General features: G+C 34.6%; 19 protein-coding genes and 1 CRISPR repeat array. Of the genes, 2 read left to right on the forward strand and 17 right to left on the reverse strand.

The window, feature by feature from the left end:
• Nucleotides 1-86: 86 nt before the first annotated feature.
• From AB8P06_RS07335 to AB8P06_RS07355, 5 genes are all read right to left on the reverse strand, one after another.
• The gene (locus tag AB8P06_RS07335; RefSeq protein WP_369839970.1) at nucleotides 87-728 is read right to left on the reverse strand and encodes an alpha/beta hydrolase family protein; all 642 of its coding nucleotides are present in this window, start codon (nucleotides 726-728) and stop codon (nucleotides 87-89) included.
• 75 nt (nucleotides 729-803) lie between these two features.
• Nucleotides 804-1,430 carry a YceI family protein gene (locus AB8P06_RS07340; protein WP_369839973.1) on the reverse strand — a complete coding sequence of 209 codons (627 nt, stop codon included), beginning with the start codon at nucleotides 1,428-1,430 and terminating at the stop codon, nucleotides 804-806.
• A 78-nt stretch (nucleotides 1,431-1,508) separates the two neighbouring features.
• On the reverse strand, nucleotides 1,509-2,075 hold the full coding sequence (locus AB8P06_RS07345; protein ID WP_369839976.1) for a YceI family protein: 567 nt from the start codon (nucleotides 2,073-2,075) through the stop codon (nucleotides 1,509-1,511).
• 145 nt (nucleotides 2,076-2,220) lie between these two features.
• A complete protein-coding gene (locus AB8P06_RS07350) occupies nucleotides 2,221-3,270 on the reverse strand; it encodes a glucokinase (protein ID WP_369839979.1) in 1,050 nt (349 codons plus the stop codon).
• 115 nt (nucleotides 3,271-3,385) lie between these two features.
• Nucleotides 3,386-3,949 carry a hypothetical protein gene (locus tag AB8P06_RS07355; protein WP_369839982.1) on the reverse strand — a complete coding sequence of 188 codons (564 nt, stop codon included), beginning with the start codon at nucleotides 3,947-3,949 and terminating at the stop codon, nucleotides 3,386-3,388.
• A 365-nt stretch (nucleotides 3,950-4,314) separates the two neighbouring features.
• Between AB8P06_RS07355 and AB8P06_RS07360 the strand changes: the two genes are divergently transcribed.
• Together AB8P06_RS07360 and AB8P06_RS07365 are read left to right on the forward strand one after the other, a co-directional pair.
• Nucleotides 4,315-5,694 carry a DUF1800 domain-containing protein gene (locus AB8P06_RS07360; protein ID WP_369839985.1) on the forward strand — a complete coding sequence of 460 codons (1,380 nt, stop codon included), beginning with the start codon at nucleotides 4,315-4,317 and terminating at the stop codon, nucleotides 5,692-5,694.
• Between the two features lie 40 nt (nucleotides 5,695-5,734).
• Complete coding sequence (locus AB8P06_RS07365) at nucleotides 5,735-6,919, forward strand: DUF1501 domain-containing protein (protein ID WP_369839988.1); 1,185 nt, start codon at nucleotides 5,735-5,737, stop codon at nucleotides 6,917-6,919.
• A gap of 52 nt (nucleotides 6,920-6,971) precedes the next feature.
• On the opposite strand, the gene AB8P06_RS07370 is transcribed toward AB8P06_RS07365, so the two are convergent.
• The 12 genes from AB8P06_RS07370 to AB8P06_RS07425 form a co-directional block, all read right to left on the reverse strand.
• Nucleotides 6,972-7,094 (reverse strand): hypothetical protein, encoded by a 123-nt coding sequence (locus AB8P06_RS07370; RefSeq protein ID WP_007842728.1) that lies wholly within the window; start codon nucleotides 7,092-7,094, stop codon nucleotides 6,972-6,974.
• A 44-nt stretch (nucleotides 7,095-7,138) separates the two neighbouring features.
• Nucleotides 7,139-8,161, reverse strand: coding sequence for a helix-turn-helix transcriptional regulator (locus AB8P06_RS07375; protein WP_369839992.1), 1,023 nt, complete (start codon nucleotides 8,159-8,161; stop codon nucleotides 7,139-7,141).
• A gap of 96 nt (nucleotides 8,162-8,257) precedes the next feature.
• Nucleotides 8,258-8,590, reverse strand: coding sequence for a HopJ type III effector protein (locus AB8P06_RS07380; protein WP_369839995.1), 333 nt, complete (start codon nucleotides 8,588-8,590; stop codon nucleotides 8,258-8,260).
• Nucleotides 8,591-9,480: 890 nt separating this feature from the next.
• Nucleotides 9,481-12,684: direct repeats of the CRISPR family, unit length 47 nt; unit sequence GTTGTGAATTGCTTTCAAAAATTATTATCTTCGTGATTAGTCACAAC.
• Between the two features lie 57 nt (nucleotides 12,685-12,741).
• Nucleotides 12,742-13,080: a CRISPR-associated endonuclease Cas2 gene (gene cas2, locus AB8P06_RS07385; RefSeq protein ID WP_007842732.1), complete on the reverse strand. Its 339-nt coding sequence runs from the start codon at nucleotides 13,078-13,080 to the stop codon at nucleotides 12,742-12,744.
• Nucleotides 13,077-13,970, reverse strand: a complete 894-nt coding sequence (gene cas1, locus AB8P06_RS07390) for a type II CRISPR-associated endonuclease Cas1 (protein ID WP_369839999.1) — start codon at nucleotides 13,968-13,970, stop codon at nucleotides 13,077-13,079. Before cas1 ends, cas2 begins: the two co-directional genes overlap by 4 nt.
• Before the next feature lie 7 nt (nucleotides 13,971-13,977).
• A complete protein-coding gene (locus tag AB8P06_RS07395; RefSeq protein ID WP_369840002.1) occupies nucleotides 13,978-14,424 on the reverse strand; it encodes a PIN domain-containing protein in 447 nt (148 codons plus the stop codon).
• The gene (cas9, locus tag AB8P06_RS07400; protein WP_369840005.1) at nucleotides 14,396-18,745 is read right to left on the reverse strand and encodes a type II CRISPR RNA-guided endonuclease Cas9; all 4,350 of its coding nucleotides are present in this window, start codon (nucleotides 18,743-18,745) and stop codon (nucleotides 14,396-14,398) included. The genes AB8P06_RS07395 and cas9 overlap by 29 nt, the downstream gene beginning before the upstream one ends.
• A gap of 232 nt (nucleotides 18,746-18,977) precedes the next feature.
• Nucleotides 18,978-24,017: a DUF4132 domain-containing protein gene (locus AB8P06_RS07405; RefSeq protein ID WP_369840006.1), complete on the reverse strand. Its 5,040-nt coding sequence runs from the start codon at nucleotides 24,015-24,017 to the stop codon at nucleotides 18,978-18,980.
• A gap of 23 nt (nucleotides 24,018-24,040) precedes the next feature.
• Nucleotides 24,041-24,475 carry a hypothetical protein gene (locus AB8P06_RS07410; RefSeq protein WP_369840009.1) on the reverse strand — a complete coding sequence of 145 codons (435 nt, stop codon included), beginning with the start codon at nucleotides 24,473-24,475 and terminating at the stop codon, nucleotides 24,041-24,043.
• Between the two features lie 114 nt (nucleotides 24,476-24,589).
• A complete protein-coding gene (locus tag AB8P06_RS07415; RefSeq protein WP_369840011.1) occupies nucleotides 24,590-25,081 on the reverse strand; it encodes a hypothetical protein in 492 nt (163 codons plus the stop codon).
• A gap of 311 nt (nucleotides 25,082-25,392) precedes the next feature.
• Nucleotides 25,393-25,782: an integrase core domain-containing protein gene (locus AB8P06_RS07420; RefSeq protein WP_369840014.1), complete on the reverse strand. Its 390-nt coding sequence runs from the start codon at nucleotides 25,780-25,782 to the stop codon at nucleotides 25,393-25,395.
• A gap of 15 nt (nucleotides 25,783-25,797) precedes the next feature.
• Nucleotides 25,798-26,157: IS3 family transposase (locus AB8P06_RS07425; protein WP_369840016.1), on the reverse strand; the 360-nt coding region annotated here is incomplete at its 5' end.

A 26,157-nucleotide genomic window follows, 5' to 3' on the forward strand; every position in this document is an offset into this window, starting at 1 on the left:
AAATTAATTATAAATTTTATAAAAACATATATTTATTTCAATTAACCCCAAATAAATTCAACCCAAATTGAAATAATATACATTTATTATTTAAACACCTCATTGAGTATTTTTGAAACTTCTTTATATTTTGTGGCCGGAAAAAGATGGGTCCCGCCTTTGATAATATAATCAGGCTTTGAGTTTTTAATCGGGAAAACGATATCCCGGTCTCCCAATATCTGAATTACTTCCGGGGTTTCTTCAAACTTCCAATCTGATATTTTCTCAATAGACCATTTTAAATAATAAGGGTCTCTCACTCTGAAATATTGCAAAACCCTGGGATTTTTAGGATCGAAAAATTTTCTCACTACTCCATAAACATTAGCACTTTTTTCGTTAAAAAAATGTACAGGTAAGATTTTAGGAATTCTTGTAATTTCTCCTGCTCTTATCAGTTTTGATTTTTCCTTATCGGATTTTATGCTTCCCATGATCACTACTTTTTCTGCAGACTTTCTTTTATGGATCTCCTGCACCAATAATCCCCCGAAAGAATATCCTAAAAGATAAAAAGGTTCGGAACTGTTGATCTTCATTGTCATCCTATCGATATATTCTGAAAAACTTTCATTTTTTTCAGGAATCAGCCAGTCGATAAAAACAACTTCATGCTGAGCCGGAAACTGTAATTTTTCCAGTACTTTAAAATCTGCACCAAGCCCGCTTATAACATAGATTTTCATACTGCTAAAATAAAAAATATGGACAACTATTGAAAGTTATCCATATTTATTTTTATCATTAAAAGTGATAAACTTTTATTTCTTTTTCACAGGAACCCTGTTTTCATTATCCAATTTTTCTGTAGAAACCCTGAACTGAATATCCATTTCGTTTTTGATGAAATAATCTTTCAATGAAGATTGGTAGAATACTTTAAAGTCTCTTCTGTTTAATGAGAATTTAGCAGATTCGATCACAACGGTAAACTGAGTAACATATACGTTAGCAGGGAAAGTGATTGTTTTTCTCACTCCTTTGATCGTCACATCTCCGTACACTGTAGAATTATATTCGCTGTTTGCTAAAGGGATAATTTTAGTCAAATGAAATTTAGCAATCGGGAATTTTTTAACTTCGAAGAAGTTAGTGCTTTTAAGATCATTGGTTAATTTTATCTGATCTTCGTCAGAAACATCTCCAGCCATTAAGCTTCTCATATCAATGACAAATTCACCGTCAACCAAAACCGTTTTATCAAAATTAAATTTTCCACTCTTTAATTTTACAGTTCCAGAATGAGATGAAGCTTCAGTTTTTACAACTTTATATCCCCACCATCTGATCTCGGACGAAGTAACCTTGGAAACTTTATCAAATTTCTTTTGAGCAAAAACAAATGACATGCTCACACACATCATCGCAAACAATAGTAGTCTTTTCATTCTTTTTTATTTACAATTCAACAAAAATAAAAAAAAGTGTAGAACTTCTACACTTTTAACAATCTTTTTTTGATTAAATTATTTAGCAGTCACTTTTACGATCATATCGATATCATCTTTCACAAAAACATCCTGCATTGTAGATTTGTAAGCAACATCAAATTTCTGTCTGTCGAAAGAGAATTTATCAGATACTAAACTTACCACCCCTTTGCTGTAAGCAATTTTTGCAGGGAAAGAAACAGGGTTTGTTTTTCCTTTTACCGTTAAGTCTCCTGTTACCGTATAATTGTAGATTTTATCACTTCCTTTTTTTACAGAAGTAATTTTGAAAGCAGCTGTAGGGTATTTTTCCACTTCGAAGAAATCACCGTTTTTAAGGTGACCGTTTAATTTCCCCTGGTATTCTCCTGTAAGATCGGTAGACGTAATTGAGTTCATATCAAGAACGAAAGATCCTCCTACTAATTGGTTTCCTTTCATCACCATGTTCCCTGATTTTACTTTTACAGTACCGTCGTGAGAACTTGCTTCAGATTTCGCAACTTTATATCCCCACCAGTGAACATCAGATGCTACTACTTTTTTTGACTGCCCGAAAGCTAAACCACCAGCTAATACTGCTAATAAAAATATTTTTTTCATGAATAAGTTATTATTTATTGTTTCTATTTAACGGTGCAAATGTAACCATCTTATTCAATAGATTTCATTGATGTATATCAATAAAAACAATTATTTTCATGAATAATATCACTCAAAAAACTCCGGGAAATCCGGAGTTTGTATTTTATTCTTGAAAATAAGCAGTATAGAGTGCTGCCCCATTTAATCCCGTGAGATTATCCTTGATCAGGTAAATCGGAATATTTCTGAGCATGTCTTCCATCTTATCACTTATTTTAAACTTTTCATAAAATTTAGCCTTATCCATATAATCAATCAGCATCTGAGGAATATCCCCTGAGATCAATAACCCACCCACTGCTTTAAGCTTTAAGGTAAGGTTGTTGGCTTCTCTTGCCAGAAACTCAAGGAAAGTGTCCAGGGCAATTTTACAGATCAATACATCATCTTCCATTGCTGCTTTGTATAGTTCCTGGGTAAAGTTTCCGTTAGCAAAACGATCAGCCAGCCATTCAGGCTCGGGATGTCTTTTAACATCTCTTAAAAACCTGTAGATATTAAATAACCCTGTTTTAGAAAGTACATTCTCCCAGCTTACAATTCCGTAAATATTATTTAAGAATTGATAAAATTCAACTTCAACATTAGTTCTCGGTGAGAATTCGGAATGCCCGCCTTCTGTTGCGAAAGGTCTTAAGTATTTTCCGTCAAAGAAATATCCGGCCTCTCCCAATCCGTTTCCGGGTGCTAAAATAGCCACATTCCCATTTTCTAAATGACCGCTCGTATAGATCGCATCCAGGTCACTGTCTTCAAGAAGTGCCATCCCGTAAGCCGAAGCTTCCAGGTCATTCAGCATATCTACTTTTTCAAATCCGAAATCGTTTTTAATTTCTTCTGCATCCAGGCTCCATCCCAATCTCGCAGGGTTACTTTTCCCGTTGAGCACAGGTCCCGGAACTGCCATTCCCAAACGTTTGGCATTATCCAGTTGATTCTCCTGAATAAATTTTTTCAGAATTTCTGAAAAAGAAGAATAATCTTTAGTAGAATATGTATTTTTTGTTTTTATTTCAAGGCCTCCGTTTCCTGAAACGAAATAGCCTAATGTAGTAATATCTTCACGCAGGTTTGCTCCAATGATAGAAACATTATCATTATTACCGTTTTTCACGCCCGGTAAATACAGTGGAAATTTTGGATTCAAATTCATAATCGCAAATTTTATCAAATATAATAATAGTTTTCGGAAATCGTGTGTCGTAATAAAAAACCTTTTCAAAAAAATGAAAAGGTTTTGGTTAATAATTGTTTATATAAAAATCTAACTACTTTCCTAATGGAATATTGTAAGAAAACCCTACTCCAAGATTCCCCACATTATAATCCTGGCCGGCTAAATCACCTTTATCTCCTACAAATACCTTTTGGTATTGTACAAAGAAATTCCAGTCTCTGTTGTGATATCCAATCTCAGGTTTGATATAGAATCCTCCGTCCGGTCTGTCAACCGTGCTGTTGGAAGCTACTTTATCATCCCCTACAAGGAATCCATATCCCAAGTCGGTCCCGAAATAGAAACCTGTCTGCTTAGGATATACTCTAAGTAAAGCAGCAACCGGTACTACTCCCACATCATTGTTCTTATATCCGTTGTTTTCTTTACCGAAATAGTGACTATAACCTGTTGCAATACCCAGTCCAAATCCCGGAGTGATCAGGTTCTGATACGCTACATCAACTCCTACTGCTGCAGAAAGGTTATCTGCAGGAACAGCCAAACCAACATTTGCACCTACCTTCAACATATTATTCATCTGCACACTTTGTGCGCTTAAGGCTCCAGCCGTTAAAATTCCAGCTAGTAAAACTGCTTGTTTAAACATTTTCATAACTCTGATTTTTTAAATTTTACTACTCATGAATCTGTAAAAATCATGCCAAAGCCGGATATGAAAGTATACTTTAACATTAGAGAAACACGCAAAAGAATGAATTACAATCAATTAAAAACTAAATGTTTGTTTAATAGAAGTAGAGGTTAGAAGCTAGATGTTAGATGTTAGAATAAAAGAAAAGCCGAAGTAGGAAATTTAGAAAAATATCAGACAATTTAACCTGCCATCATCATTACCTATTACTCATAACTCATAATTTATAACTTATAACTATTACTCCCTAATTGTAATATTAAAAATTATTAACCGTTATTCTTTTAACCTTCTTTCTGTAAACCCATCAAAAAAATAAATCTTCTATGGCAGTTTCTTCCCTAATCAACAATAAGCATCTTCTCTGGCGGGCAGGTTTTGGTCCCGGAATCTCCCAGGTAGATGATCTGGAACAGAAAGACATTAAGAACTTAATTAAAGAGCTTTTTAATGAAAATGGTTTTACAGAAGTTAATTACGATACTCCGGATGTGGAAATCATTGATTATATGAGTGATAAAACACCTGCCGAAAAGAAAAAGGAAATTCAAAAAATCAACCGGGAACAGAATAATGAACTGAACCTGAATTTTCTCAACAAAATGATCAACAGCAATGAACAGATGAGGGAAAAGATGGCTTTTTTCTGGCATGGCCACTTTGCATCAAGAGTGATCAATCCAAAGTTTAACCGACAACTATTGAATAGCATCAGGAAGAATGCACTGGGAAATTTTAAAGATCTGCTGTTTGAGGTAAGCCAGTCACCGGCAATGCTGAATTTCCTGAACAATCAGCAGAATAAAAAAGACCATCCGAATGAAAACTTTGCACGGGAAGTGATGGAACTGTTTACGATGGGAAGGGGAAATTATACCGAAAAAGATGTGAGAGAAGGTGCAAGAGCCTTTACAGGATGGGGCTATGATAAAACGGGAAGCTTTAAGGAAAGGAATAAATTACACGATGAAGGAGTCAAAACCTTTCTGGGAAAAACAGGAAATTTTACAGGAACGGATGCTTTAAATATTATTCTTGAACAAAAAGCCACCGCAAAGTTCATCTGCAGTAAGGTGTACCGGTTTTTTGTCAATGAAAATATCGATAGTGATCAGGTGAATGCGTTGAGTGAGAGCTTTTATCATTCAAATTATGATATTAAAAAACTCATGACCGAAATATTTTCAAGTTCATGGTTTTATGATCAGAAAAACATCGGTAACAGGATAAAATCTCCTATTGAATTAATGACCGGAATGATGCGAATGCTGCCGATGAATATTCAGAATCCGGAAAACCTCATCGTTTATCAAAAACTGCTTGGGCAAATGCTTCTTTATCCGCCGAATGTTTCGGGCTGGCCCAGCGGAAAATCATGGATCGACAGCTCAACTTTAATGCTTCGACTCCAGATTCCACAGATCTGGTCAGGTTTAAGGCCTCTTGAGTACAGCCCACGCCAGGATGACGACATTGATATGGGAATGAAATCACGGGAGACCGCTTTAAACAAAGCTTTTAAAAATCCCAATATTACTATCGACTGGAGCCGGGTTGAAAAAACATTTGCTCATAAAAAATGTGAGGATTATCTGATTCAGAGTACAAAGACACTGGATATGAATTCCGTGAAAAACTTTTCAGATAACAGCATAAAAATGAATGTCATCAACCTGATGTCAACACCGGAATATCAGCTGATGTAACCATCTCAGAACTGCAAACTGTAACTTAAATAAAAAAGTCATGTTAATTAAAAGAAGAGAATTCCTTAAGATAAGTTCATTAGCCAGTGCTTCATTGCTGGTTCCCAATTTTCTTAAATCAATGGCATTGGATCCTGCTCTGGAACCCAACCGGAAGATTTTGGTAGTGCTCCAGTTTACAGGTGGAAATGATGGTTTAAACACTATTATTCCTGTAAAAAATGACATTTACTTCAGAGAAAGAAACAGTATTGCCATTAAAGATTCCCTGCAGCTCAACGATGAAACGGGAATCAATTCTGCTCTGTCTTATTTTAAAGAGCTTTTCGACAGTGGAGAACTTTCTGTCATGAATAATGTAGGATATCCCAATCCTGATAAATCCCATTTCCGCAGCATGGATATCTGGCACTCTGCAAGTAAAAGTGATGAATATCTGGAAACAGGCTGGATTGGGCGTTTTCTTGATGAGGAATGCTACCGCTGTGACCATCCGACCCAGGCCCTGGAAGTTGATGATATGCTGAGTCTTGCTTTAAAAGGGGAAAACAATAAAGCTTTTGCATTTAAAGATCCGAAAAGGCTCTACCAGACCAGCCAGGAAAAATATTTTAAATCATTGTATGACCATCATCATGACGACGAAACTGTTTCTTACCTGTACCAGACACTTGGCTCAACGATTAATAATGCAGATTATATTTTTGAAAAAAGCAAGTCAAAAATGACCGGTCAAACCTACCCGAATTCACAGTTGGGAAAAGATTTTAAAACCGTTGCATCCCTGATAAAATCAGATATCAATACCCAGGTATATTATCTTTCTGTAGGAAGTTTCGACACCCATGTGAATCAAAATGACCGCCAGAAGAAACTCTTCAATGACATCAATGAAGCGGTAAAAGCTTTTGTACGTGATATGAAGTCTAACGGGCTTTTCGAAAATATTCTCCTGATGACTTTCTCTGAATTCGGACGCCGTGTCGCTCAGAATGCCAGTAACGGAACCGATCACGGAACTGCCAATCAAATGTTTTTCATCAGTGGCGGATTAAAAAAGAAAGGAATCCTTAATGCTCTTCCCGACCTGCAAAACCTGAATGAAGGCGATTTGGTCTATTCGGAAGATTTCAGGAAAGTATATGCTACCATCTTAAAAAACTGGCTGCAGGCTGATACTTCAAAAGTGCTGGGCTGGAAAAACGGAATTTACGATTTCATATAAAAAAGACTGTCTTTTTATAAACAGTCTTTTTATAAACAGTCTTTTTTTAATTCTAAGCAGGGAGCTGCTTTTCATCTTTCTTTTCATTCAGCTTTTCGGAAACCTTCTTAACGATAAAATCAATCGCTATAGGGACTACAATGGCAAGTAACGCCTTGAATATTCTTGATTTCATAATGTCTATTTTCAAAATAAATACAATTTCCAAGCCATAATTAATTACAAATCATCATCAGGAATTACCAGATTCTGATAATTCTTACTTCCTGCTTTAAACTTATCCTCCATTCTCAATCTCAGTTTTCTCGGCTTGTGAACAATCAGGCAGTCTCCGAACCCCAATAAAAGTCTTTCCAGCTCAAAATTGATCTGAACACAAATTTTAAACAGTGTTCCCTCTTCGGTTTCGCTCATTATCTCCTGACTTTTATGTAAAGGCTTTGTTTTCACATAAGGCGCGTTCGATGCGTCAACAAAGAATACTACGTTCCTGGACTTCATGGTATCTGAAACCGTAACTCCTACAATATCTTTAAAATATTCATCCCCGTCAAGATCTTTGTCAATATACTGAATTGTGTCTTCAACTTTAATGGTCTCCATCCTGTCCAGAGCCAGATTATACATTTTCTGTTTATGCTGACAGATCAAAAACCACCGGTTGTTAAATTCCTTCAGCAGCTGCGGATGTACAATATAGGAACTGGATTCCCTTGCTGTAAAGCTTTTATAAAGAATATTCAGTACTTTTTTGTTGATGATGGCTTCATACAATGCATCAATATGCTCAAGGCCCTTCAGCTGTTCGTTTTTATCCAGATGAATAATAGATTTCTGACTGGTAGAATGAATGGAATCTTCTAGTTTCTGAATTACCCCGTTCATTTCTTTAAACATTGAAAAATCCTTAAACTGCTTTAAAATCTGTACGGCATTGTTCATCGCCTTCAGATCGCTTTCATTCACGGAAATATTATGAATGCTGTAATCCGGATCACTGTAACGGTAATATTTTCTTTCATACACTTCAATCGGAGCTTCATACCCGAACTTTTCACTGCGCATATTCTGCAGATCAAGCTGAACGGTTCTTTTACTCACAAAAGATTCTTTACCTTCAAATTCAAATAACGCCTCAGAACACTCATCAATAAGGTCTTTAAGCGTATACTTCCGGTATTTGTTTTTAAGGCATTTATCCAATGTTTTGTAGCGGATAAGGGCATTTTTATTGGACGACATGGTTTCTCGTTTTTTATTTTGTTAAACGCAAAGACGTAAAGGTCTCTATGCAAACTAGCATCAACTGTACAATTTTGCGCCTTTGATTAACCTTATTTATTTGTTTTTCAAAGCCTCTCCTTCAAAAGAAATCCCGTTCCAACCGAATTCCATAAAGTTTCTGATGTTCTGATGATCCGTTCCTTCCGGATTTTTTAAAACATCTTCTCTGTAAAATTCTCCGAAAAGGTTCAATACCTGTTCTTTGGTAAGGTTGCTCAGCTTTGCAAAACTGAAAACTTTGCATGAGCCGTTGTTTTGGTCTGCCTCATTTACTGTATTTCCGTTTTTAAATTTTGTCGGGATAAAATCGTAATGCTCATCAATATAAGCTATAACTTCTTTGAATTGAATGGTTTCCGGGGAATTTTCTAACTGTTCTAATAACATAGTAATTAATTTAGTAAGGTAAAATTGCGAAATCGTGAAATAGTCAATCACCATTTTACAGTTTAGCCATTTCACTTTTACAATCAACAATTCCAAAAAGCCGAAAGCCCAATTCCAAATTGCCGAGAAAAGTATAAACTTAAAATACAAAAAGGTACTTAAACGTGATTTTAAGTTTAATAAGATCGCATTATTCACCTACCAGCTTCATCTTATAAAGGACAAACTTATTATATAGTAAAATAAGAAAGTCAAAGAGAAGAAGAATGAAATGCTTGCTAATCAAATATTCCGCGGGGCAAAATACGAAGAAAAAAATACAAAGTACAAATGTATTAAAGTTTAATGAAAAGATTTCAACAAATTGGATTATGTTTAAACACGCTATGCTGATATAAATAATATGGCAATATTTTGAAGTTATCGGGTATTTTTCATCATTGGTATTTTCAGATTTTTAAATTCACTTTGCTATGTTGTTCTAATTTCATCAATTTCTTTGTAAACAGGAGACAGCTCTTGTGTGAGATTATAAAAATATTTGTCTCTATCTTCCTCCTGTTTCTTATTACAGGACATGAGAAAAACAAGTAAAGAAAAAAATAGTATAATAGATTTCATATATGTTTGATCTTTAGAATTTTGAATTTATTAAATTTTTATTTTATCAATAATTCCAAAAACCGCAAAAATTTTTGTTTTAAACTACATATCAAGTTCGTATACTTTAAATTAGTGGTATAAGTCTGTCGTTTTTACATTTTCTTATATTTAGAATGAGCAAATGTAGAATCGGTTTACTCTTGTTGTTAAATGTAAATTGCTTTCAAAAAATTATTATCTTCGTGGTTAGTCACAACCTGGTCTGCCGTCTTGTTCATCATCAAAAGGTTGTGAATTGCTTTCAAAAATTATTATCTTCGTGATTAGTCACAACTAGGCTTAACAGATGGGCTGGTACTAACTGGTTGTGAATTGCTTTCAAAAATTATTATCTTCGTGATTAGTCACAACGAAAAAGAAACTAAAACATCCGTCAACCTAGTTGTGAATTGCTTTCAAAAATTATTATCTTCGTGATTAGTCACAACGCTGGTATTATCACTTTTTTAACCCATGTAGTTGTGAATTGCTTTCAAAAATTATTATCTTTGTGATTAGTCACAACATTATCAGAGGAAGTTAAAACAGCCATAGTGTTGTGAATTGCTTTCAAAAATTATTATCTTCGTGATTAGTCACAACAATCTTGCATTCTCCGCAATCCTCTTCTGCGTTGTGAATTGCTTTCAAAAATTATTATCTTCGTGATTAGTCACAACCATATATGCAACTTATAAAACTTATAGGGGGTTGTGAATTGCTTTCAAAAATTATTATCTTCGTGATTAGTCACAACTTTGCCTACTCACATCACGGTACCGATCCCGTTGTGAATTGCTTTCAAAAATTATTATCTTCGTGATTAGTCACAACCCTTATGCTATGATGGCAGGGCTCATGGGCGTTGTGAATTGCTTTCAAAAATTATTATCTTCGTGATTAGTCACAACGTTATTAATCCGTAATACCGTGGATACCTTGTTGTGAATTGCTTTCAAAAATTATTATCTTCGTGATTAGTCACAACACCATATATCATGATACATTTATTCTTTCTGTTGTGAATTGCTTTCAAAAATTATTATCTTCGTGATTAGTCACAACTTTCATCCTTAAAACGATGTAAAACAGATTGTTGTAAATTGCTTTCAAAAATTATTATCTTCGTGATTAGTCACAACTAGATATGAGTAGCTTATATCCATCAGATAGTTGTGAATTGCTTTCAAAAATTATTATCTTCGTGATTAGTCACAACCTTACAATTGTGCAGCCTAGACTAGATCATGTTGTGAATTGCTTTCAAAAATTATTATCTTCGTGATTAGTCACAACATGGGATTCTATACAATCGGGTGAACTTTCGTTGTGAATTGCTTTCAAAAATTATTATCTTCGTGATTAGTCACAACAGGAGATAATAGAGGTACACGAAAAAACTCGTTGTGAATTGCTTTCAAAAATTATTATCTTCGTGATTAGTCACAACGGAGCTATGGGCGGAGTGCATGGGTAAAAAGTTGTGAATTGCTTTCAAAAATTATTATCTTCGTGATTAGTCACAACAGTGGTATTAACTTTATAATAGCCTTTCTGGTTGTGAATTGCTTTCAAAAATTATTATCTTCGTGATTAGTCACAACCACAAACTGTTTTATAAAGTCTGAGGCGATGTTGTGAATTGCTTTCAAAAATTATTATCTTCGTGATTAGTCACAACTATGATTGTACTTGGAGGAAACATGAGATTGTTGTGAATTGCTTTCAAAAATTATTATCTTCGTGATTAGTCACAACGTAATATTCTTTTGGCCTGCTATTTCTTTTGTTGTGAATTGCTTTCAAAAATTATTATCTTCGTGATTAGTCACAACATATAAAAGCCTCTTAATTACAAGAGGCTTGTTGTGAATTGCTTTCAAAAATTATTATCTTCGTGATTAGTCACAACCAAATGTAGCATTTTTTCCTATTCCCACCTGTTGTGAATTGCTTTCAAAAATTATTATCTTCGTGATTAGTCACAACAAAAGGGTTACGGTTATCCTCTGATGCACTGTTGTGAATTGCTTTCAAAAATTATTATCTTCGTGATTAGTCACAACATGATTTGTTTAAATCCGATAGATCGTACTGTTGTGAATTGCTTTCAAAAATTATTATCTTCGTGATTAGTCACAACATACTCTATTAGATCTGCCCTCTACCAGCTGTTGTGAATTGCTTTCAAAAATTATTATCTTCGTGATTAGTCACAACGATCACAGCCATAGCTATTATAGCAGAGGAGTTGTGAATTGCTTTCAAAAATTATTATCTTCGTGATTAGTCACAACCGCCAAACTGTCCGCATAGCCATGCAATATGTTGTGAATTGCTTTCAAAAATTATTATCTTCGTGATTAGTCACAACTCAATCAGAAAAATGCTAACAGGAAACACGGTTGTGAATTGCTTTCAAAAATTATTATCTTCGTGATTAGTCACAACATTGAACAATTAGAAAATTTAGGAAATAGAGTTGTGAATTGCTTTCAAAAATTATTATCTTCGTGATTAGTCACAACAATTTTTTAATACAGTTTCATAATTTGATAGTTGTGAATTGCTTTCAAAAATTATTATCTTCGTGATTAGTCACAACTAAGGACAGGCTATTCGCTCCTTTGTTCCAGTTGTGAATTGCTTTCAAAAATTATTATCTTCGTGATTAGTCACAACGGGCAACGAGTCCGTCAAGAGGGCCATGCTGTTGTGAATTGCTTTCAAAAATTATTATCTTCGTGATTAGTCACAACGTAATATTCTTTTGGCCTGCTATTTCTTTTGTTGTGAATTGCTTTCAAAAATTATTATCTTCGTGATTAGTCACAACATATAAAAGCCTCTTAATTACAAGAGGCTTGTTGTGAATTGCTTTCAAAAATTATTATCTTCGTGATTAGTCACAACCAAATGTAGCATTTTTTCCTATTCCCACCTGTTGTGAATTGCTTTCAAAAATTATTATCTTCGTGATTAGTCACAACAAAAGGGTTACGGTTATCCTCTGATGCACTGTTGTGAATTGCTTTCAAAAATTATTATCTTCGTGATTAGTCACAACATGATTTGTTTAAATCCGATAGATCGTACTGTTGTGAATTGCTTTCAAAAATTATTATCTTCGTGATTAGTCACAACATACTCTATTAGATCTGCCCTCTACCAGCTGTTGTGAATTGCTTTCAAAAATTATTATCTTCGTGATTAGTCACAACGATCACAGCCATAGCTATTATAGCAGAGGAGTTGTGAATTGCTTTCAAAAATTATTATCTTCGTGATTAGTCACAACCGCCAAACTGTCCGCATAGCCATGCAATATGTTGTGAATTGCTTTCAAAAATTATTATCTTCGTGATTAGTCACAACTCAATCAGAAAAATGCTAACAGGAAACACGGTTGTGAATTGCTTTCAAAAATTATTATCTTCGTGATTAGTCACAACCTCAAAAAACAATCTACTGAAAATCAGTAGATTGTTTTTATTTTTAGGATTTAAAATTTAGAATAATTCAAGTTGTTGAAAGGTCGGTGGTGGCTCTTCTTTATTTCTGGCGAAGAAAATTTCAATATCACCAAACTGTTTATCTGTAATGCACATTATAGCAACTTTTCCTGCTTTTGGAAGCATAAATTTTACTCTTTTGATATGAACTTCTGCGTTCTCACGGCTTGGACAATGCCTGACATACATTGAAAACTGAAATAGTGTAAATCCATCATCAATCAAAGCCTTACGGAAACGGTTAGCATCTTTCATATTTGCTTTGGTTTCGGTCGGAAGATCATATAATACTAAAACCCACATAATCCGGTATGCATTAAACCTTTCGGCATTCATATCAGTTCAGGATAAGAGATCAGTCGTTTTTCCCCCGTATAACATTTATAAAGTGAACTGGCCGTCATTTTTATAGCGACTAATAATGGTCTTGTTTTACCATCAATTCTTACATCCCTTGTTGCAATCTGCAGAATATGGGTTTTAAATTCTTTGGTTAACTCTTCAGAACCGGAATTTGTTTCTAACCACCGCATTACCAGCCAATCGATAAACGGCCGATAAGGCTCCATTAAATCATCAGCAAGACAGTAGGGGTTATATTTATTTTTATGGAAAATTCCGAGAACGGGAAGCAATCCTGTTTCAACAATTGCTCTGGCAACAATACTCCGTAAAACAGAATATCCAAAATTAAAGAACTGATTTGGGGAATCTCCATAACGTTCTCTAAGAAAATCCAAACTGATAAGATACTTCCAGTAATGTTGAGCTGCAATGCCTTCCATATTAGTAATGTCACCACTTTTTACATTTTTCTGATATTCCAGCATAGGCTCATAATAATTTCCCAATTTTACCAAAACATTTTTCTGATTTTCAATCTTACACTCAACGGTTTGCTTCCAAAGTTGTTTTTTAAGTGGTTCGCTGGCTTCCAACTGATCTTTTACTCTATCAGAATGTTCGGTATGTCCATATATCGGGAGCATTATTCCGTGTGGTAAGTGATGATGATCACAACTGATCACTACCACATTATTCCCCATCATTTTCTGAATAAGTTGATGTGAAATCGTAATCTGAAAATGATCCAGCATCAGCAACCCTAAATCTTCTACAGGAATACTTCCCTTCTCTGATTTCGTCTCAGGACAAAGGATTTTCATTTGCTCATCTTTGAGTTTAAGGTAAGCTGGATTCCCTATGTAAATAGAACGGGTGATCATAAAATAATCATTTAAAAGGATTTATAATTTTTAATTTTTTATCAATCAATCCGTGATGTCCCATATCATCCTGAGAATATAAAATGTTATAACCATTCAAAATTGCATCTGCTACAATAATAGAGTCTCCTAATTGAAAATTATGCTTAATCATTAAATGATGTGCATATCGATATGTGTCTTTATCAACTCTATTTAAATTTAATATATTTAATAAGTCAATTCCCATTTTTGAAATATCTTTCTTTAAAATTCCTTTTTTTGTCAGTTTAAATAAAAACTCTTGAAAAGTATAATTAGAAATTGACGCCCCTGGCCTAATTAAATTAATAGCTATTTCTGAAATATAATAATCTGATTTTTCAAATGCATAAATTAAAATATTCGTGTCAAGAGAATATTTTATATTTTTAAAATCAAGATTATTACCTATTAAAAATTTTCCGGATATCATTCGAGGTAAAAGTTATAATATTACCTAAACTACCAACTTTGAGCTTAAAGATTAATTCTTTTTCTTTGGTAAGCTCAATTTTGTTAAGCTGAGTATATTCTAATTTGTTTACTATAGTTGTTGCGACACATAAAGGAATTACATAAAGACGATTTCCTGTAAAACTTACAATTTTATATAGATTATTAATTTGATCTTTATTTGAAATATTAAAATCAATTGTATTCATATTATCTCTTTCTTCAACCAAATAAATCACGTCATTTGGTGATAAGTAAAATAATAATTTTTCACCTTTTTTATTAGTTTCCGGACAAGAAAATAATCCTTGTTTCTGTCTTTCAATTACCTCGTTCAGCGGAATGCTTTCATAACTTCTTTTTCCTTTATCACCCGCATAAACCGCAAAAAACAAATTTGTTCCTTTGGCAGCTTCTACATATTTATCTTTTTTATTTCCTGTTTGACCTACAGGAAATTTACTTCCCAATTCAAAAATCCTGACTTTATTAATAGGCTGATGTGGTTTACCATCGTTAAATTTTTCAATATTTTTATTCATATCCTCAATTCCTTCAGGTGAAAATGCAAGTTCAGAACTTCCTTTAAATTCCAAATAGTTCTTTAAAATTTTCTGAATTCCCGTATCTGTAATTGAATTGATCATTTTCAGGTCAAATGAAGTATCCAAACTCTTTCTTGTAGCAGTTAATATTTTCCCTTTTGGAATTTTAATCCAGGGCAGATCTACTTTTCCTGAAACCGTTTCTTTATGCATCGGTTTTCGTATGGCCCAATTTATTCCTTCTTGCTTTATCAGTTCTTTTCTTTTAATACCATCTTTTTCAACCCATTTTTCGTAATGATTTGTTGCTTTATTGATCACCCGCAGGTTTTGTTTAAAACTGACGATAATTGTTTCCATTTTGTTTTTAGCATCAACAGTAAAGTTATCCCAAGGCTTTAAAAATTGTTTAGGAACTTCCTTCTCAATTTTTTCGCCGGTTTGTGGATGACTGTAAACTACTCTTTCAAACCTCATCAGCTTTCTTTTTAAATCATATCGCTTAATGTCAGATTTAGCTGATTGATTATTGAGAAGATTAATATGGTCTTTGGTGGCACATGCAATTACCAAAGCATCCATAGCGTGATGGCGATGGTCTATCCTTTTCTTGGAAAATCCTTTTGAAAGTTCAATCGGAACGGTAGGTAAAAACTTCTGATGATTTTCATTCCAAGCTGTAAAATCCTTGGAATTGGTCAATTGATTCATTCTTTCAAAACGGGGAAGTATTAATTCATTCCAAACATCATTCAGCCCCCAATCTTGCTTCAATTGTGTTGTCACTTTTCCATTTCCGGGAACAATATTCTTAGAATTTACGCCTTCATCGGTTCCATTTTCTACCCGGACAATATTGGATAGTACACCGGAAATGTATTTGCTGATATATCGCGTGTCATTCAGCTGACGTTCAATCATCTTTTCAGGAATTTCCTCTAAAAGAAGCTTTGTTCTCTTACTACGGTTTTTTGCATAATGTTTTTTTACAAAGTCCTCATAAGCTTCCACTTCAAAAACCCGCACACTTTTTCCAAAACCACATTCTATCATTGTTCCGTGAAACTGTTTAATAAAACCGAGTCCGATATGGTTATCTTTCAATTTATTAACCGCAGATTCACAGATAATTTTATTGCTAAAACTATCATCAAAATAACGACTTTGGGGGATAATATGTTCAATTTCATATTCAGGTGTAAATAATTTATTCAACGGAATAATTTCTCCAGTGTAAGGCGAACGGTATTTTTGTTCAAGCCAAAGTTTATATCTCTTTAAATCTGAAGAAGAAGGCTGAGCTGTTTTACTGATTTTAAGAATATCATCATTAATTTCAATTTCAGAATTCAAGACTCCATCTTCATAAATTTTAAGGATTTCCTGTTGCATCGGTGAGAAAGGTCGAACGTTTTCTACTTCATTATCATTCATCATTTCAGCTAATAGAGCTTTGATGCGAAAATTGGTATTTTCGTTTTCAGTAACCATATTGGTCAGTTTTTTACGGTCATCTGCCGTATTTTTCATTTCTCTTCCTAATTCGATATGAATTTCATTAAAGAAGTCTTTTACACCATTCCCATACCTGATCCAAATATCTTTAACTACACGAAGAGTTTCTGTAACCACCTGCTCTACAATCGGATTACGAAGCGAATGCTGTTTAAATTCTTTTAAAAATTCTTCCAAATCCTCTGCGGAATTCCATTTCCCTAAAACCGAAGCTTCTGAATGACGACCGTAAACTATATATTGTGCCAGCCATAATGGTAAGCCCTGGAAATGGTTTTCATGTGTAAAATGTAACGTTTTGTCCCTTATCTTCTCTTTTATATTTTCATCAAATTCACCTGTGATGATTTTTTCAATTCTTTCCTGAGATTTTTTATCAATGCTTTCCCAATTCCAATATTTTCCTAATCGTAACAATGGTAACAATTTCTTAATGGCTTTTTCTGAAAAAGAACCATATTCACTTTTAAAGGGTGGAAACTTTTTAAAGGCTTCAAAAAATGAGTTTTCATCCAGATTATTTTTACGGGCAAATGATTTCAATGCTTTTTCATACTCTGTCTTATCATTCACGGAATAAATAATATGCCAGATACTTTGCTCCATTTCTCTTGTCAGGAAATCAGACCGATAATTTTCAACCTTTTCCAGCCTTGTTGAAATCATTGTCCGGGTTTCATTGCATGGATATTTTTTATCTTCCACATAATTCCATCGGTATTTTTCAACCTCTGCATTAAGTAATTTTCCTTTAAAATCTTTTTGCTCCAAGAGGTATTTAAGCAGAGGCTTCTGTTCAACTTCCTTTCTGCTATTTAAAAAGTCAAACAAGCCCTCATAATCTTTCGTGCTGCTTAAAAATTCTTTTGTAGTATTCGTATCATCATCTTTTCTGTAAATATTCAGATTAAACATCCACTGCCAGACACGAAACTCCTGGTAATATGGATTTGATTTCGGAATAGTTTTCAAATATTGCGTGTGTTCTACTCCATTTTCATCTTTATATTTTCTAAATTCTAAAGTACAGTTTGAAACAGAAGCTTTCTGGCTTCTCAAAGGTCTTTGATAAAAAATAAGATCATCTAAAAGCAGGTGAACAAAATCTTTTTTGCTCAATGTTATCTGATGAGCTTCATTATTGCGATACAATTCTCTTATACAATCATTATATAGATCATCATTTTGCAATTCCGGGTGAAACTCTTTCTGTTTTTCCAGAATTTTTTTCAGTTCTTCTTTATAAAACTTTCTTTCAATCGTACGGACCAATTTTCCCTTAATTTTTTGCTTGGGATTTTGTAGCAATGCTTCATAAATGTATGCTCCGACTGTTTTATGGGACTGGTCAATTTGCTGTTCTGTCTTCTTTTTTATAAGTGTCCAGTCATTCTCACTCGGTGCACGAAAACTCCTTTTCTCGTTTCCCTCTTTATCCGTTTTTACACTTCCATCATCATTTAAATCAGTTGTTACAATAAAGTCTCTTGTTTTATTTTTCCAATTAAATAGAGGAATTTTACTTGAACGTCTGTAAATCCATCCATTTTCTAAAATCAATGAATACCAAATGTCCGATTTCCCTCTTTGAGGTTCATCAGCCAAAACATCCATAATTTTTAACGAATAAAATTCCACCAATTTATTAGGATTCTCATCTTCCTCTTCACCCCGTAATTGATAATATCCACGTTTCTGATTAAAATTCAAAAGAATCCAGGCCAGTTCCTCTTTTTTAATTTTTTGGGTAAGTGCCTTTTTGCGGAGATAATAAATCGTCCAATCATAAGGAATTTTCCTGTTATTTTCCAGAAGCTGTGGTTGATGTTTTTTGAAATCTGACAGCATTTCTTCAAAGGAAGCTTTAAAAATAAATTCATTGCCATCATAAACCAATTTAGGTTCAGTTTCCGCTTTGAATTTTCCAAACCGTCTTTCAAAATCTATCTGGGATGCATAGTGTACCGGCAAAAAGCTTAAGATATTCAAAACCCGATGTAGTCTTTCCCTGCGCAGTAAAAATCTTTCACGAAGCCTTCTTACACCTCTGTAACCTGTGCGCTCAGCGGTTTGGGAAACAGAATTACCTTTTCCAAATTCTCCCAGAATATCCTGAGACATCGGAATAATCCGGCACCCCATTCCAAGGATTTCACCCTTTTTATTTTCAAAATCCTGTTGAACCAAAGCCCAGCCGATTGAATTTGTTCCTAAGTCTAATCCTAATATATTTTTAATCATGCTTATCAGTTTTTATAATACATAAAAATAGAAAGAAAAAAAATATTTGAATTATGGATTCCCGTAAATCAACTCATAAATTTTTCGTTTATATTTGTATCAATAATTTTGAAAGCAATTCACAATAAGGATTATTCCGTTGTGAAAACATTAAAGTACCCTCGTCTTACAATACGGGGGATTTTTATTTCTTAGATTTCAACAATTATAATGGAACTGTTAACCTTAACATCTATTCATATTCTCTTTTTATCTGCGAGAGTATGGTTGGATCCTGTATCTCATCGTCTTTGGCTAGTAATAGTACTTTAGACATTATCTCGGCAGACTTTGGATCATCATCAGCAAAAGGCAAAAACAGCTTTCCTCTATGTTGAGAATGCACAGGAAGTATGGAAAGATATTTACCCGGAACCTGATGAACTATGGCACTTCCCAAATGCACGCTGTATTCTGCCATTTTACCTTTCACCAAAACGTGTGAACCTTCAATACTGATATTTTCCAGCTTAAATAACCGCGCTGTTTCTTTCATCAGTACAGATCGCATTTCAATGGAGGAATGGCTGGCTTCGGGGTCTACACCTCCCACGTGAGCAACTGACACCACCAGATCTATATCACGCATTACTTCTGAAAACAATCTTGGATTGATATCCTTAAAAGGAATATTCTTATAGTCTTTTAATGAATGAAATTCTATCGTTTCAAGGGTAGAGCCTTCTACTTCTGCGGGTGAAAACCAATCTGCCATAGCATAAAGTTTCACCTGAAACCCTTCCTTATGATAGACCTTTTGTAGACCTTCTTCATAATCTACCTTCCAGCCTCTTGTTTTAAGCAGTGCCAATGCCTGCTTCGGCTGAATCTGATGCCCTGCATAGCGGCGTGATACGGATTTCTCTTTCAACTCATCCGGTGTCGGAACATATAATTCCCTGAATACCTGTTTAAAGGGTTGGATAAGTTTTTCTGTGAAACAGTAATGTTGATAATCACTCCAAACGGAATGTTCATGTAAATCCACACAATGGGCAATTCTGAACGTATTATTTTCATTTAATTCCTGAATCTCGCCATCGGCAGTTACCAGATTACCATCATGAAAAAATCCTATTTTATTATCATTGGAAATGAAGACCAGTTTCTCTAAATGCTTTACAATAACAGGATGCTCAAAAAGATTTTTGATTTCTGTAAAAAGAAATTCATCCCCTCTAATCATAGCCTCTTCTAATCCTTTTCGGGAACGGGTCCATTGTTCACGCATGATCTTGCGGTAATTTCCTAATTCTATGATGGCTTTGTCCTTCTTTATTTTTGGAGGAATTGATTTTAACTGTTTATCATCCCTGAATACTACCAGTTCAGCTTTTCCATCGACTTCTATAATTAAACCTACGGTAATCCCATCAACAGTTATCTGTGTTTCTTTTGACAGAAGCGTTTGAATCTGTTTGGTTTCCATAGCCCAGGTCAGTCTTACCGGATCAGGATAGCCTGCATTCCGGGCCAGGTTTTCCAAAGCTACCCGGATAGCCAGGGCTTCGCTTGCCTGTTTCATAGAACCAAACTCCCTGCTTTCTTTTTTAAACTGTTGTAAATATTCATACCGGCTTAATACATCTTTCTCGGGACTGGTTTTACTTAAGGGTACAAGTCCGTATACCCGAAGGTAATCCTGATCCCGTTTATCTTTTATTTTTGCCGTTACTTCCCTTATCTTTAAATCGCCGGTAAGGGTATCGGAATAAAGCCTTGCTCTGCGGTGTCCATTCCCGTCGGATATGTATTTAGCAGATTCATACAACATCTCCCAACGGGCTTTTCCTAATTCTTTATAAGCTTTTATAAACCAGTCTTTGTCTACGGCTCCATCCTGGAATTCCTGAATATCTACCGCCGAATATTTCGCTACCTCACTTTCGAGTTCTGAGTTCTGTGCCTGGTAGGTACCGGTTTTGGTATGGGCATGCATCCACCATATTGCTGAATCCAGTCCTTTCCAACCTAAATAATTACTGATCAGCTTTTGCCATTGTGGAGCATATACCGCTGCCTGTATCAGGTGGAGTTCTGCAATCTTTCCTTCTTTCATCATTTCATTAAATGATTCCTGGGTATCGGTTTCTAAAGGATAACAGGAAGATAAAAGATAGGAAAAGAGTTTCTGCCGGGTCATGCTTTCGTTGCCATAGCTGTAGATATAACTGGCATAGAGACCTGATTTACCCAGTCCTTTCAAAATCTGCATGAAGCGACGGGCTCCGTATATGGTCTGAAACTGCTGTACGAAATGAGAAACTGCTGTACCGGCATCACCACGGACAAGCTCTATATCTAAAAACTTATTTTGTATTTCTTCAATAACAGGTTTTAAAAAAGGAAATATTTCCAGGTATTTTGGGGTGTTATGATAAAGTTTGGTGACGGTAAGTTCCCTTATGGCAGATTCAGCAGTGAAAATCCCTTCATAGAGTTCATCTTTGGTAATAACCTTCAGTTCATAGGCTTTGCAGAAAAGATAGAAAGGCGGAACTGAATATTTGATATTTTCTTCCAGTCCATTGAACTGCATCCACCGGTATAATTTCCAAAGCCTTACATACTGATCATTAGTGAGATTTTTATACAAAACAGCACTTAAAAACACATGGAAAAAACCTAGTTGCTGCCATCCGCTTCCTCCATATCCGTAATAGTAATCGTTTTCTTTTGCTTTGTAGTCTTTAATATCCTGTGGAAGATGAGCAAAAAGAGTACTGGATGCATCAATTAAAAAATCAGTCTCTTCTTCGAATATAAATTTGTACTGCAGGGATTCAAGGATTTTCTTAACCGGATTATCCCAGTAATAATCACTTTTCATAGGGTTGGGTATGATATCTTTGTGATAAAATACAAAGCCTTCCAGAAAATCCCTGAATTTTTTACGGTCACAGTTTTCGGCAAATGTCAATAGGAATAGATCTATTGGTTGAAGTTTAGCATCTTTATACCACTGTTCCCATACCTCATGCAGGGGATAATTTGCAGATAGCTGGTCAGGGGTAAAGTTTTCGGTATTATTTTTTATTTGGCGGAAGCTATTACCCATTAATAATTTTATTACTGAACCATTCCAGTCTTCTGCTTCATACTCATAATCTTTATGTTTCAGGAATAGGTCATGGAGTTTTTGCAGTTCTTTTTTTATATGACTCATAGATTGCGTAAAGCCATATTTATCTGTCCTGGTTGCTTTGGTATAAACCGAATCCTTTTCTACTTTTGGCAATTCATATTTTGATATAACAGCCGGATTATAGAATCCGAATCCATTCTCTACAGATAACAGTTCTTTATTCCCGGAAGGGTTAAGCTGGTCAAGCAGGTTTTGTTCTCTTTCCGATATTTTTGCTTTTCCGGTATACTGCTCTGCCCAATGGGTAATTTGAGCCGGTATTCTTTTGTTTTTTTGAAGCTGAAGCATGATATCCAGTGAAGCGGTTCGCTGTTCTATATCTCCTTTATTCATTAAGTCATCAACTAATGGGCTAATCACTTCATCTTCCTGTTGTACTATCAGCTCTATGAGTTTCTGGCGAAGTGTGCCGCCTTTTCTTTTAAACAGATCAAAGAAGGCCATTACTTCCTCTTTGGTTAAAGGATTCTGCAGGAGTACATTGATCCCTGAAGCCACCAAAGATTCGCCCCTGTCTTTTATAATTTTAAATGCAAATTCTTTTTGAAAGGGAGTTACAGTTTTCTGTGTGGTCTTTCCAAAACCGTAGGAAAATGAATAGCAATAAAAATCACCTAAAATATTCCGGGACAGCAGCTCCCGTAACGAGAGTTCAAACTGATCAAAATAAGAAAGTACCAAATCTAGTTTATTACTGTCTTCACCAACCAGATAAAACATGGAGGCATATAAATCACTCTTTTTGAAAGTAGCATTAAGCCATGAGAAGATTTTCCCTTCAAATTTCTTTTCTTTGAATTCAATCTTTTGGGTCAGCTCATGCAGCTTCTCAAAGAAATCGGGATAATCAGGGTTGTCAATATAGAATTTTGAACCTGTATTAGCGCTTAATAATGATGACATAGGGCCGCCAGCAAATGCCAATACCTGCAGATCACCCTCCAATACGGCTTTATAATATAATGGCATCTGGATATAAGGATCAGCAGTTTCCGCTGCAAACTTGATGGCTAAGCATTTTTTTTCTATACTTCCTGTATCAAACAATTGGTGCAGGTATGGAACTGTCTTTTCCACGTCCCATACTCCCTGTACCCAAAGTGCCATATAGACTTCATTGTTATTTTTGCTTCTGATGGCAACAGGAATCTGCTCCGGGTTACTGAAATAAATATCTGCCAGTGAAACGATATTTTTCACGACAGATTCTTTTTCACCTTCCCAGCCTAAACCTGTCCATGTGTCTATGGAACGTACCACTGAAGAAAAACGGGTCAGCTTATGTTCCATAATGACATGGGTCATATACTTTAGGGCTCCTATACTGGTTTCATCCAGCGCTTCCAGTACCGTTTGTCTGAGTCCTTCCTGTCTCTGGGCAGCAAGCAGTAGTTTTTCCACGAGTTCCCAGCATTGCTGCCTTTCACTGTTCAGCAGGGCTTTTATTATATTCCGGGATACTTTGCCTTCGGTGTGTTTGTTAAAAATAATATCTTCTATTAACTGGTAAATTGCTGTATTTCCGGCATCGATTGCGGCAGACCAGATATAGAACTGGCTTGAGTTATTGGTTACGGCATGATCATATATAATCTGTTCTTCGAGTGAAAGGTCATAATATTCATAACCATTACTATAAGAATATATGCTGGAAAGCTCCAGTAAACTTCTGATCAGATTGATCTGGTTAAGAAATACATACCACTGATGATGGGGAGCACGGAAGGATCGCCTATAATAGCCCGACTGGTACATTTTATAAGACATTTTATTCCATGCATGTTTTACCAGTTCGGCATTCTCTCCAAAGAAATAGGTTAATAATTGGTAATAGTCTTTATCTTCCCAGATATCAGGGTGTATGTATTCTTTAAGTTTTTCGACTTTTGCAGAACCTAAAGTTAATTCTTCGTAATGGTTGGCCTCATCCATAATTAATACTCCTAATTCTGCAACGTGTTTCTTTAATTTAGGTTTTGAAAAAAGTTGAGATAAGAGACCTTTTTCACTTTGCTCTTTGAGATCTTTCCGTAAATTCTTATAATAGTTTACAACCTTTTTCGATTGTAATTTTTCAGTGATTTCCATATTGTGATTTTAGTGTAAAATAATTACCAGTAGCTTCCTGCCAGAAAGGTAAGCCTGATGAAAGTAAAAGAATGTTCTAAACTTAAATTTATAGATTCTGAAAGATTCTCGAGCCTCTCGTCGTGATAAAACACGGCAAACATACCATCTTCAAAAGCCTGGATAGCATTGTTCTCAGCTTTTTGAAGATCTGCCTTTTTTTGATTATAAATGCTTCCGAAACCGGCCTTTCCCGTATCTGTAAGAATATTCAAATAATTTTCTAACGGGGTTTTAGTATAATCTTCATATTCCAATTCAAATGATTGTGTATTAAAAGCCTCTACCTGCTGCCGGACGATTAATTGTAATAAGTTTTCTAACGTGATGGTATTATCATGGTAAGCAATCTCAAGCTTCTGTTCCGAAAGAATAGGATGCTTTTTGCCCAACTGCTTTACCGTAACCTTTATTTCCATATCTTATGAAGTTGATGTCGAATAAATATAGTTATTTTTGTTTCAGAATCTGACATATATAAATAATAAAAAAACCAACTTTTAAAGTTGGCTTTAGAAGCTTTGGACAATGAGTTATTGTACTTTCTTCCATCCTATGTTATAATAATTAACATCTTCAATCAATGTTTTAAAAAATGTAGATTCATATACACTATTTTTCATACATTCATATTCTAATGGAAATCTACGTTCTATAAATGATTCATTGTTTTTAACTTTATACATCAATGTAAATCCATCAACTGCAATACATTTATCTATACCATCATCATCTTTGGATGGATTTTTTAGCCACTGATTATTTCTTTCGCTACGAAGCTTTAATTTCTTTTCAGATATAACTTTTCCATTGCTCAAATTATAAACAATTATATCATCGTTAGTATAACTCCACATATATGAAGATTTAAACTCCGATGAACCGATGGTGAAAATATTGCCATTTGAACTATATAACTGATTATATAGTTTTTTATTTTTTGAAGTTGCATCATTACTCGCTAAATGATTAGTTTGACAAGAAAAAAAAGATGCAATAAACATAAAAAGAAATAGTTTTTTCATTATTTTATTTATTAACAAGTTACATACTATAGATTCTACATAATTAACTGTAGCATTGCACTAGTACCAGCATTTTCCAATCATCATCATCCCATTTACAATAATTTTTGTTTTATTATAATAAGTTATAACTCCTGCACAATTTCTTCCGAAATTTATTTAAAATTAAAACTAGGGTATCGATTTCAATACCCTAGCTATTATTCGATCAATTTATACAGTAGCAGTATAAGAGTTATAAACTTTTGTCAAAAGATAATAAATCCAGTATTGAACTTGCAACTATTTTTGAGACAAAATTTATATACTCTTTATGCTACATTTTTAGATTGATTAGACATTAAATTTTGATACTCTCTTATGGTTAAATTTCCTAAAGCCGAATGCCTTCTCTGAGTGTTGTAAAATGTTTCTATATATTCAAACACAGAGTTTTTGGCATAATCTCTAGTTTCATATTTATTTTGATAGACAAGTTCGGTTTTCAGAGTTTTAAAAAAACTCTCCGCTACAGCATTGTCGTAGCAATTTCCTTTTCCACTCATACTTCGGGTAATGTTTTTTCCGACTATTGACGTAAATTCTGTGCACGCATACTGTATTCCTTTGTCTGAATGGAAAATTAGATTGTCATGATCCTGTAAAGGACGGTGAAGTCGTGCCATTGTCAAGGCTGCAATACTGGTGTCCTGGGCTTTCATCGTCTCACTTAGCGATCATCCTATAACCTTTCTGTCAAACAAATCAATAATTGTCGTGAGATATAGCCAGCCCTGACCTGTTCGGATATAGGTAATATCAGAGACCCAGACCTCTTTACTGCTTTTAACCTGAAAATTTTGATTCAAATAATTTTGGACAACAGGATACCTATGAGAAGAATTAGTAGTCTTCTTAAATTTTTTCTTGACAACACTTCTCAAATCTCGTTCTCTCATCAGTCTGGCAACAAAAGGACGAGAGGCTTTTATTCCTTTTGACTCTAATTCCCTGGCAATCCGAGGACTTCCATATCTGCCACGGCTCCAATGATAAATACTGAAGATCTCCGAAGACAACACAGCTCTTCTTTCTGA

The sequence above is a fragment of the Chryseobacterium tongliaonense genome, from assembly GCF_041224435.1.
Taxonomy (GTDB): Bacteria; Bacteroidota; Bacteroidia; order Flavobacteriales; family Weeksellaceae; genus Chryseobacterium; species Chryseobacterium tongliaoense.

Coding starts and splice junctions, on each gene's coding strand:
- AB8P06_RS07335 (WP_369839970.1), bottom strand. CDS start 728: ATGAAAATCTATGTTATAAGCGGGCTTGGTGCAGATTTTAAAGTACTG.
- AB8P06_RS07340 (WP_369839973.1), bottom strand. CDS start 1,430: ATGAAAAGACTACTATTGTTTGCGATGATGTGTGTGAGCATGTCATTT.
- AB8P06_RS07345 (WP_369839976.1), bottom strand. CDS start 2,075: ATGAAAAAAATATTTTTATTAGCAGTATTAGCTGGTGGTTTAGCTTTC.
- AB8P06_RS07350 (WP_369839979.1), bottom strand. CDS start 3,270: ATGAATTTGAATCCAAAATTTCCACTGTATTTACCGGGCGTGAAAAAC.
- AB8P06_RS07355 (WP_369839982.1), bottom strand. CDS start 3,949: ATGAAAATGTTTAAACAAGCAGTTTTACTAGCTGGAATTTTAACGGCT.
- AB8P06_RS07360 (WP_369839985.1), top strand. CDS start 4,315: ATGGCAGTTTCTTCCCTAATCAACAATAAGCATCTTCTCTGGCGGGCA.
- AB8P06_RS07365 (WP_369839988.1), top strand. CDS start 5,735: ATGTTAATTAAAAGAAGAGAATTCCTTAAGATAAGTTCATTAGCCAGT.
- AB8P06_RS07370 (WP_007842728.1), bottom strand. CDS start 7,094: ATGAAATCAAGAATATTCAAGGCGTTACTTGCCATTGTAGTCCCTATA.
- AB8P06_RS07375 (WP_369839992.1), bottom strand. CDS start 8,161: ATGTCGTCCAATAAAAATGCCCTTATCCGCTACAAAACATTGGATAAA.
- AB8P06_RS07380 (WP_369839995.1), bottom strand. CDS start 8,590: ATGTTATTAGAACAGTTAGAAAATTCCCCGGAAACCATTCAATTCAAA.
- cas2 (WP_007842732.1), bottom strand. CDS start 13,080: ATGAATGCCGAAAGGTTTAATGCATACCGGATTATGTGGGTTTTAGTA.
- cas1 (WP_369839999.1), bottom strand. CDS start 13,970: ATGATCACCCGTTCTATTTACATAGGGAATCCAGCTTACCTTAAACTC.
- AB8P06_RS07395 (WP_369840002.1), bottom strand. CDS start 14,424: ATGATATCCGGAAAATTTTTAATAGGTAATAATCTTGATTTTAAAAAT.
- cas9 (WP_369840005.1), bottom strand. CDS start 18,745: ATGATTAAAAATATATTAGGATTAGACTTAGGAACAAATTCAATCGGC.
- AB8P06_RS07405 (WP_369840006.1), bottom strand. CDS start 24,017: ATGGAAATCACTGAAAAATTACAATCGAAAAAGGTTGTAAACTATTAT.
- AB8P06_RS07410 (WP_369840009.1), bottom strand. CDS start 24,475: ATGGAAATAAAGGTTACGGTAAAGCAGTTGGGCAAAAAGCATCCTATT.
- AB8P06_RS07415 (WP_369840011.1), bottom strand. CDS start 25,081: ATGAAAAAACTATTTCTTTTTATGTTTATTGCATCTTTTTTTTCTTGT.
- AB8P06_RS07420 (WP_369840014.1), bottom strand. CDS start 25,782: ATGAAAGCCCAGGACACCAGTATTGCAGCCTTGACAATGGCACGACTT.